The 9,065-nt window shown below is 33.3% G+C and carries 12 protein-coding genes; 7 read left to right on the top strand and 5 right to left on the bottom strand.

What is annotated here, in order from left to right; genetic code table 11:
* The 4 genes from ACIQ0M_RS14830 to ACIQ0M_RS14815 all read right to left on the bottom strand — a co-directional run.
* A partial coding sequence (locus ACIQ0M_RS14830) for an HD domain-containing protein (protein WP_396153625.1) occupies positions 1-350 on the bottom strand: 350 nt, incomplete at its 3' end.
* 3 nt (positions 351-353) lie between these two features.
* On the bottom strand, positions 354-869 hold the full coding sequence (locus ACIQ0M_RS14825; protein WP_396153623.1) for a hypothetical protein: 516 nt from the start codon (positions 867-869) through the stop codon (positions 354-356).
* 6 nt (positions 870-875) lie between these two features.
* Positions 876-1,865, bottom strand: coding sequence for an acyl-ACP desaturase (locus ACIQ0M_RS14820; RefSeq protein WP_396153621.1), 990 nt, complete (start codon positions 1,863-1,865; stop codon positions 876-878).
* Between the two features lie 4 nt (positions 1,866-1,869).
* The gene (locus tag ACIQ0M_RS14815; RefSeq protein WP_396153619.1) at positions 1,870-2,604 is read right to left on the bottom strand and encodes a lysophospholipid acyltransferase family protein; all 735 of its coding nucleotides are present in this window, start codon (positions 2,602-2,604) and stop codon (positions 1,870-1,872) included.
* 135 nt (positions 2,605-2,739) lie between these two features.
* Between ACIQ0M_RS14815 and recA the strand changes: the two genes are divergently transcribed.
* The 7 genes from recA to ACIQ0M_RS14780 all read left to right on the top strand — a co-directional run bounded on the left by recA (position 2,740) and on the right by ACIQ0M_RS14780 (position 8,152).
* The gene (gene recA / locus ACIQ0M_RS14810; RefSeq protein ID WP_396153617.1) at positions 2,740-3,741 is read left to right on the top strand and encodes a recombinase RecA; all 1,002 of its coding nucleotides are present in this window, start codon (positions 2,740-2,742) and stop codon (positions 3,739-3,741) included.
* A gap of 93 nt (positions 3,742-3,834) precedes the next feature.
* Positions 3,835-4,251, top strand: a complete 417-nt coding sequence (locus ACIQ0M_RS14805; RefSeq protein WP_396153615.1) for a hypothetical protein — start codon at positions 3,835-3,837, stop codon at positions 4,249-4,251.
* Between the two features lie 23 nt (positions 4,252-4,274).
* On the top strand, positions 4,275-4,817 hold the full coding sequence (locus ACIQ0M_RS14800; protein WP_396153613.1) for an RNA polymerase sigma factor: 543 nt from the start codon (positions 4,275-4,277) through the stop codon (positions 4,815-4,817).
* A complete protein-coding gene (locus tag ACIQ0M_RS14795; protein WP_396153611.1) occupies positions 4,814-6,394 on the top strand; it encodes a hypothetical protein in 1,581 nt (526 codons plus the stop codon). Before ACIQ0M_RS14800 ends, ACIQ0M_RS14795 begins: the two co-directional genes overlap by 4 nt.
* 149 nt (positions 6,395-6,543) lie before the next feature.
* Entirely contained in the window at positions 6,544-7,044 is a 501-nt protein-coding gene (locus tag ACIQ0M_RS14790; protein WP_396153609.1) for a nuclear transport factor 2 family protein, read from the top strand.
* A gap of 66 nt (positions 7,045-7,110) precedes the next feature.
* Positions 7,111-7,548 carry a hypothetical protein gene (locus ACIQ0M_RS14785; protein WP_396153607.1) on the top strand — a complete coding sequence of 146 codons (438 nt, stop codon included), beginning with the start codon at positions 7,111-7,113 and terminating at the stop codon, positions 7,546-7,548.
* Positions 7,549-7,564: 16 nt separating this feature from the next.
* Positions 7,565-8,152: a hypothetical protein gene (locus ACIQ0M_RS14780; protein ID WP_396153606.1), complete on the top strand. Its 588-nt coding sequence runs from the start codon at positions 7,565-7,567 to the stop codon at positions 8,150-8,152.
* Positions 8,153-8,210: 58 nt separating this feature from the next.
* Here the strand turns inward: ACIQ0M_RS14780 and ACIQ0M_RS14775 are convergent.
* Positions 8,211-9,065 (bottom strand): NAD-dependent epimerase/dehydratase family protein (locus tag ACIQ0M_RS14775; protein ID WP_396153604.1); only part of this gene is annotated, 855 nt, incomplete at its 5' end.

Here is a 9,065-nt window from a genome sequence, read left to right as displayed (position 1 = left end):
ACAATTTCTAATTCTTTAGATGAAAAAGTTTTTTCAAAATTTCCGCCTTTGAACGAAATGTTTTTGATGATTTGAATAACGTGCTCGATAATTTCTTCAGAAACATTTTCGCTTTCTAAAAATTCTCTTGCTATTTTTGGACCAATTTCTTCATCTCCATCATGAAATTTTGAATCAGCAATATCGTGCAATAATGCTCCTAATTTCACAACCGTAACATCACAATCTTCTTCTTGAGCAATCAGAACAGCGTTTTTGAAAACGCGTTCGATGTGAAACCAATCGTGTCCACCTTCGGCATCTTGAAGTTGTTTTTTTACGAAAAGAATGGTTTTGTCTATGATAGTCATCAATTAATAATTACTATTGTAATTCTTTAAGTTTATAAAAACGTCTTCATTGTAATTATTAATGTCATTTTCTTTACGAAAAATCAGCATTGGTCCGAAGACATTAAAAATTGCTAAAAGACCATAATCTTTATTAAATAAAATTAGACCGGTTCCATCTATACTCGGATTTTCTAAAACATAATAATAAAAGTCCATTCCAGATATTTTATCTTTATAAATAATTTTACTTTTAGATAAAATAAAGTTTTCACCACCAAAATTGAAAATATTTGATTTTAAATAAAATTCAATATCAATTACTTTAGAACTGTCTTTTTGGCTAGTATAAGTAAAGGTTATTACAGAGTCTAATTTTTTCTTTTGATAAACAAACTCTTCTATTTTAGGTTTATCGGTATGATAAATATAAACAGAAAGAGAACTTACCTCATCTTTTTCCGTTTTTTTACAAGCTGATAAAACGAGAAAAATTAGGGCTAAATATGAAAGAAAAATTACTCTACTCTTACTTATCATTAAGATTTATTTCACCAAAGCAGGTTGCACCCATTTAAATACATTTTCAACTTCAGGAATAACCAAACGCTCTGAAATTTTGGCCATTCTGGCAGGGAGTTTCATTAAATAATCGCGGGCTTTTTCGGCTTCATCTGTTAAACCGTTCATTTTATCAATTTCCCACTTGTCAACAAGTTTTTGAAGAATGTCAACATAATCGGCAGCCGTGTAAACGCCAATTCGTTGAGCTGAGTCGGAAAACTGTTCGAAGGCTGAACTAATTTTTTGACCTGATTCGCGTAAAAAATGAGCGGGCATCACAATTTTTTGCTTCATCATGTATTGAAATGCCAACATCATTTCGCTCGGATCTACTTTAAAAATCTGATTCACAAATTCACCATAAGCATGATGATGACGCATTTCGTCGCCGGCAATCAACTTGCACATTTTCGAAAGTTTCTTATCACCAAATTTTTTAGCAATTTGTGAAACCCGATTGTGAGAAATATAAGTGGCTAATTCCTGAAAACTAGTGTAAACAAAGTTTTTATATGGGTCTTTTCCGGTGCCAATATCAAAACCATCGTTTATTAAATGTTGGGTAGTCATTTCAATTTCACGCATATTCACACGCCCGGACAAATAAAGATATTTGTTCAACACATCGCCATGACGATTTTCTTCTCCGGTCCAATGTTTTACCCATTTCGACCAGCCGTTTCGGCCTTCGCTATCTACACCTTCTACTTCCGTTAACCAGGATTCATAGGTTGGCAAAGCTTCTTCTGTAATGGTATCACCTACTAAAACCACCCAGAAATCATAAGGTAATTCTTTGGCAATTTCGCGTAATTCTGTAACATCTTCAAAAAAAGTTTCTTTTTCAGAATCGGGTAATAAATCTGAAGGTTGCCATATTTTTTCCACCGGAATCAAAAAGTCATTCATAAATGAATCTACTTTCTTTTCCAATAATTGCATTACTTCTAAACGAATGTTTTTTATTGACATATAATTAATTTTTAATTCCGCTAACCACGGCATTTTCTGTTTTTTGCATAATTTCTTCAAACGAAATTCCTTTAATCGGAAAAGGTTCTTGAATGGTAAATGTTAATCTGTTTCCTAACCCCATCGGAAATTGCCCAAAACGAACCATTTTCCAAGAATTATTAATTGAAATGGGCACAATGTAGGCAGATGGAGCATATTTACACAAAATCTTCAATCCGTTTTCTGAAAACTTTTTAGGAACACCGGTTTTACTTCGGGTACCCTCAGGAAAGATAACAGTTGAACGATTATGCTTTTCAATATACTCTGCCATTTCTTTTATAGCAGGTAGGGCTTGTTTAGGATCTTTTCTGTCTATTAAAACGGAACCTCCATGCCTTAAATTGTATGAAACACTCGGAATTCCTTTTCCTAATTCTTTTTTACTTATAAATTTTGGATGGCTTCTTCGCAAAAACCAAATTATCGGTGGAATATCATATAAACTCTGATGATTTGCTACAATAATCAAAGGTACATTTTTTGGTAATTTTTCTCGATTAACGAAACAATAAGTAGTTCCTAATAAATGTGTACTTCTTACTAAAAAAAAATTCAAATAATCTACACTTTTTTTATGTGCTTGATAACCTAATATATTAAAACAAAACCATTGAACAGGATGAAATACACACAAAAACATCCCAAAGGTGAGGTAATATATAATAGAAATGGGATAAGAAATCAACTTATGCATAGCGTTTTGGAATGATTACAAAAGTAGGAAATCGAAATAACTTATTTGGTTTCTTTTTGTGGAAAAATAAATTAGAAAGAGATGAAAAAAAAAAGTAATTTTACAACATTATTAATTTTTTAAAGCCACATTATTATGAGTTCAGAGAAAGAAGCCAAATTAAAAGCCTTGCAATTAACATTAGACAAATTAGACAAAACATACGGAAAAGGTACCGTAATGAAAATGGGAGACAAAGCTGTAGAAGAAGTTGAAACAATTTCTTCCGGTTCATTAGGTCTCGACTTAGCTTTGGGAGTAAATGGTTATCCCAAAGGAAGAATTATAGAAATTTACGGTCCAGAATCTTCCGGAAAAACAACCTTGACGCTTCACGCAATTGCCGAAGCTCAAAAAGCCGGTGGTATTGCTGCATTTATAGATGCTGAACATGCTTTTGATAGAAATTATGCTGAAAAATTAGGTGTTGATATTGAAAACTTAATCATTTCCCAACCGGATAATGGTGAACAAGCTCTTGAAATTGCCGAAAACCTGATACGTTCAGGTGCTATTGATATTGTGGTAATCGACTCGGTTGCTGCTTTGACGCCAAAGAGTGAAATTGAAGGAGAAATGGGCGATTCTAAAATGGGACTACACGCTCGTTTGATGTCGCAGGCATTAAGAAAATTGACGGCCACCATTAGCAAAACACATTGTACCGTATTCTTTATCAATCAATTAAGAGAAAAAATTGGTGTAATGTTTGGAAATCCTGAAACGACAACAGGAGGAAATGCTTTGAAATTTTATGCTTCCATTCGTCTAGACATCAGAAGATCATCTCAAATTAAAGATGGTGAAAATGTAATTGGAAACCGAACCAAAGTAAAAGTTGTTAAAAACAAAGTTGCTCCTCCATTTAGAACAGCCGAGTTTGACATTATGTATGGAGAAGGCGTTTCCAAAACAGGAGAAATTTTAGATTTAGCAGTTGAATTTGAAATCATTAAAAAAGCAGGTTCTTGGTTTAGCTATGGAGATACAAAATTAGGACAAGGTCGTGATGCCGTAAAAGCTCTTATCAAAGACAACCCTGAATTAGCCGACGAATTAGAAATAAAAATTAAAGAAAAAATTAAAGAAGCTGAATAAAAAACTAAACCCGAAAAATTTCGGGTTTTTTTGTGTTTACAACGCAACCTTTTTTGTTTATGTGTATCTACCAATTATAATTTATAATATTATATGAAAAAGTTACTGTTTTTTTTAGCTTTCATTTTCACCTTTATCTCTTGTGGTCTGGAAGATGATGCTCCTCCAGCATATCATTTTGAAATTATGCCCGTTGAAAATTTTATCGTGCCAGACACTTTTGACTATTTAAGTACTCATCAAATCAAACTATTTTACAAAAAACCTAACTCTTGTTATGACTTAGCTGGTATATATTTTGATAGATATTTAAATGAAAGAACAATTGGTCTTCAATGTGTAGTCCTGAATTCAACAAATTGCGAGCCTTATGAAGATGCATTATATGAAGTTGATTTTAACTTTGAAGTATTAAGTACAGAAACCTACCTCTTTAAATTTTATAAGGGTAAAGATGCAAATGGAAATAATATTTTTGAAGAAGTAGAAATCCCGGTTAATAGTGATTAAAAGACCATAGAAAACCATTGCGAGTGAATCTAGAATTACTCATACATGAATGCAAAAGCAACAATACCAAAGCACAAGAACAATTATTTAGATTATTATCTCCTAAATTGTTTAGTGTTTGCATCAAGTATTCTAAAAACTATGTAGAGGCACAAGATAATTTGCAAGATGGATTCTTAATCATTTTTAATAAGATAAATCAATTTGATAATAAAGGGTCGTTTGAAGGCTGGGCCAAAAGAGTAATGATTAACAACATCCTTCAAAAATACAGAACACATGGTGTTTTTGAAATTGTAAGCGAAAACTATCCCGATGTTGTCGATGTGGAAGTGGACGAAGATACCGTATCGATGGAGTTCTTGACTAAAATAATTCAAGAATTACCAGATAAATATCGCTTAGTATTTAATTTATATGTTTTAGACAATTATTCTCACAAAGAAATTGCAGCTATGCTGAATATTTCGGAAGGAACATCAAAATCTAATCTGTCGAGAGCAAGAGCGATTTTAAAAGAAAAAATAGAAAATAAGGCGTCAAATGAAATGAATGAAGCCAAATGAAAGATAAAAAGAATTTAGACCGTTTGTTTCAAGAACAATTCAAGGATTTTGAGGAAATTCCACCCGAAATTGTTTGGAAAAACATTGAAGCAGAACTAACTAAGAAGAAAAAAAGAAGAATTATCCCGCTGTGGTATAAACTTTCGGGTGTTGCTGCTTTGCTTATTTTTGGGTTTTTAGGAACTCGTGCACTTTTGAATCAATCAAAAATTAAAACAACTAATCCAGTGGTAATTGAAGAAAAAATCAATTCAACCAATAATCAAAACAGCGTTGTTAATTCAGACGAAAAAAACAATCAAAATCAATTGAATTCTGATGAAAACGATTCAAGTAAAATAAATAATGCCTCAGAAAAACAATTGCTTTCTAATGATGAAGCTGTTGCTAATGGAAATTTAAACAATGAAAACACTTCTAAAAAAGAAAACAATCAGAATAGCAACATTTACAAAGTAAATCAAAAGAATAAAGAAAATTTAGGATTAGTTTTAAATCCTTCCCATAAAACAAAACGAACCAAACAAGAAACTAAAAACAATTTAAACAAAAAAAATAATTCGGAATTAGTTGAAAATTCGAAAACTAATTTAAAAACAATTTCAGAAATTGAAAAAGCTACTGTTAATGCCAATTTAAACAATCAAAAAGCACTACAATCAGAAAAGAATAAAACCGGAATTTTAACAGAAAAAAACATCAACAAAAACGACAAACAATTTGTATTAGAAGATCATTCCTCTAAAATTGATAAAAATAAAATTGATTCTACTGCTGTTGCATCGCTAAACACAACAAAGGAAGAATTGAATACGTTGGGAGAATTGCTAAAAGAAAAAGAAAAAGACCAAAAACCTAAAGTTGAACCTAAAGAAAACAGATGGCAGATTACCTCAAATGTTGCTCCTGTTTATTTAGGTTCATCTTCCAACGGTTCTCCAATCGACAGTCAATTTGCAAACAACAGCAAAGAATACCAAAACACAATGAGTTATGGTCTTGGCGTGAATTATGATGTGAGTAAAAAAATTACCTTAAGAACCGGTATTAACAGAGTTAACTTTGAATATTTAACCAATGGTATAGAATTCTATGCCTCACTCGAAGGAAGGGAAATGGCATCATTAAGTTCAACAAATGCCTCGAATGTTGCTCCAATAGTTGTTCAAAATGCAAACTTTTCGAACAGTGAAGTTTCAATGAGTGCTTGGACTCAACAAGGTGCCATCGAACAAAGTATGGAGTACTATGAGATTCCGCTCGAGCTATCCTATAAGGTTATTAATAAAAAATTTGGTATTGATGTAATCGGTGGATTTAGCACGCTATTGCTCAACAACAATAGTTTGATGGTCGTTTCAGATGGGTTTTCTGCCGAATTGGGGAAAGCTAACAACCTAAGTTCAGTACATTTTAGCACAAATGTTGGACTAGGTTTTCGCTACCGTTTTTGGAAGTCATTCCAAGCGAATTTTGAACCTACTTTTAAATATCAACTCAATACATTTAGCAATAATGATGGTGGATTTAGACCCTATTTTATTGGTTTATATTCCGGTGTCAGTTATCGTTTTTAACACATAAGCTTTATTGGTTTGGCTTAAAATGTTTTAGTTTTTTAGTTAAGTTCGTTATTACTTTTACTGCCATCAGTAATAACAAAGAGAAAAGAGCACTTCCGGTTTTGGTGCTCTTTTTTTGTATCTTTAACCTCCAAAAAAAACTAATGAAAACATATTTTATCACATTGCTAGCTATATTTAGTGTCTTTTCTAATTCGAATTCAGAACAAGAAAAAAAGGAAATTGATTCCGTTATCAATCAATGGCATAAGGCTGCAGCTGAAGCAAATTTTGACAATTATTTTGGCTTAATGACAGATGACGCTGTTTTTATCGGGACAGACGCCTCTGAAAATTGGAACAGAAAAGATTTTGAAGCCTATTCAAAACCATATTTTGATAAAGGAAAAGCATGGACTTTTCACACGTTAGAAAGAAATATTTATGTTGATAAAAACAATAAAATTGCCTGGTTTGATGAACTACTTGACACCTCATTCAAAATCTGCAGAGGTTCAGGCGTTTTAGAAAAAGTGAACGGAAAATGGAAAATTAAACATTACGTTCTCTCCATGACCATTCCAAATGAAACATCAGATGAAGTGGTTGCTGTTAAAGATTCAATCGAAACCAACTACATTCAAAAATTAAAATCAAAAAAATAACACTTTCATAAAACCATACCGAAACTTTTCTCGTAACTAAGAAGAACAAACTCAAAATTCTTTGTTATGAAAGTTAACAGAAAAGTAAAAATCTTTCTAGGAAGCATTGCCGGAATTGTCTTCCTGCTCTTCTTAGTGCTAGTAGTTCACATCGCAACCGCAAAACCGGTTGAAGTGGACAATGCAACCATGCAAATTAGTAGAATTGACTTCAAAGAACCCTTTGATTCTTTAAAATCTAAAGAAATTCATAGAAATCTCAAATCAATTGAGGGTGTAAAAAACATCAAAATTGTACCCGAAAAAGGAGTGGTTGTTTACTTTCATGACAACCGCATTGTCAATTCTGACCAGGTTTTCACACAACTTTCAGCCAAAGGAAAATATCAAGCACAACGCTTTGTGATTTCGGATGAATTGGCCTCCAAAAAAGTGTGTCCGGCTATGAATACGGATGGCTTTAGCTATAAATTTTCCAGAGGTATCCAACGAATTTTTAATTAACCTAAATAGAATTGTTATGAAACATTTATCGAAATTATCCTTTTTTGCTCTCGTACTTTTATCAGGAACTGCATTCGTCTCTTGCATCGACGATGATGACGCAGGAACACCGCCTGCAGAGCTAACACTTTATCAAAAACTTGGAGGAACGACAATGGTCGCAGACCCCAACAATCCCAGTCAAATGATTGAACAAGGAAGATTGTCTTACCGTTCTGTAGTAGACAGCACGATTACACTAATTGTAGCTGATATTGTAGCTGATTCTCAAGGAAATTTAGGAGCTCATTTTGCACCAGTGGTGGGCGAAGTTTTAGGCGGAAACACCACAAATGTTGCGGTTTTAAGTAAAAACTTAACCGATTTCTTTTCTGCAAACACTGGTGGCGGTGCAACAAACACGTACTCTGGATTAGGAATGGTTGCTGCTCATGACCCTGCTCAAAATCCAAGAATGGGTGTAAAAGCAAATGATGCCGACTATGATAAATTTATTGGCTACGTAGGGGCTGCAGCCGGTTTAAACGGAGTAACTGACCCTTCTTTAATTGGCGAAGTTGTGGGCGTTTTAGAATCGCTTAGAGCACCTATCGTTCAGGAATAATATCATCTATTTTAACTGTGCCGAATCACCATTTTTAATTATTTAAGGTGGTGATTCTTTATTTTTGAAGGTTTTCCAACATCTCAACGGTCATCAAATCCATGTCAAAATTGTGTTTCCAACCCCAATCAGTTCGAGCAGAAGAATCATCAATTGAACCCGGCCAACTATCAGCGATTTTCTGACGGAAATCAGGTTTGTAAGAAATAGTAAAATCAGGAATATGTTTTTTAATTTCTTGTGCTATTTCTTTCGGTGTAAAACTTACTCCAGACAAATTATAAGACGAACGGATTTTAATTTTTTCTGCCGGGACTTGCATAATTTCTATCGTTGCACGTATTGCATCATCCATATACATCATCGGTAAACGCGTTTCTTCCGATAAAAAACATTCAAATTTTCCATCGCTTAATGCTTTATGATAAATATCAACCGCATAATCCGTCGTTCCTCCTCCTGGTGGTGTTGACCAACTAATTAATCCCGGATAACGAACGCTTCGAACATCTACACCAAAAATGTTGTGGTAATATTCACACCAACGTTCTCCGGATTGTTTAGAAATTCCGTAAACCGTTGTAGGTTCCATAATCGTAAATTGTGGCGTGTTTTCTCTTGGCGTAGTAGGTCCAAAAACAGCAATACTCGAAGGCCAAAAGATTTTTTTAATTTTTCGGGCTTTTGCTAAATTCAACACGTGAAAAAGAGAATTCATATTCAAATCCCAAGCAAAAGCAGGGTTTTTTTCAGCAGTAGCCGATAATAAAGCCGCCATCAAATAGACTTCTTCTACTTGATATTTTTCAATAATATGTTCAATTTGATTAAAATCCAGTGCATTTAAAACCTCAAAAATCCCATCATTCACTACCTCGTTATTTAATTTTCTGATGTCGGAAGCAATCACATT

The organism is Flavobacterium sp. (genome assembly GCF_044339515.1).
GTDB lineage: Bacteria > Bacteroidota > Bacteroidia > Flavobacteriales > Flavobacteriaceae > Flavobacterium.
Note: the sequence above shows the minus strand (reverse complement) of the source record. Positions and strands in the feature narration are given on the sequence as shown.

Bases quoted from the DNA above. Each gene is read 5' to 3' on its own strand.
- ACIQ0M_RS14790 (WP_396153609.1), top strand. From the start codon at position 6,544: ATGAAAACATATTTTATCACATTGCTAGCTATATTTAGTGTCTTTTCT.
- ACIQ0M_RS14805 (WP_396153615.1), top strand. From the start codon at position 3,835: ATGAAAAAGTTACTGTTTTTTTTAGCTTTCATTTTCACCTTTATCTCT.
- ACIQ0M_RS14780 (WP_396153606.1), top strand. From the start codon at position 7,565: ATGAAACATTTATCGAAATTATCCTTTTTTGCTCTCGTACTTTTATCA.
- ACIQ0M_RS14825 (WP_396153623.1), bottom strand. From the start codon at position 869: ATGATAAGTAAGAGTAGAGTAATTTTTCTTTCATATTTAGCCCTAATT.
- recA (WP_396153617.1), top strand. From the start codon at position 2,740: ATGAGTTCAGAGAAAGAAGCCAAATTAAAAGCCTTGCAATTAACATTA.
- ACIQ0M_RS14815 (WP_396153619.1), bottom strand. From the start codon at position 2,604: ATGCATAAGTTGATTTCTTATCCCATTTCTATTATATATTACCTCACC.
- ACIQ0M_RS14795 (WP_396153611.1), top strand. From the start codon at position 4,814: ATGAAAGATAAAAAGAATTTAGACCGTTTGTTTCAAGAACAATTCAAG.
- ACIQ0M_RS14785 (WP_396153607.1), top strand. From the start codon at position 7,111: ATGAAAGTTAACAGAAAAGTAAAAATCTTTCTAGGAAGCATTGCCGGA.
- ACIQ0M_RS14820 (WP_396153621.1), bottom strand. From the start codon at position 1,865: ATGTCAATAAAAAACATTCGTTTAGAAGTAATGCAATTATTGGAAAAG.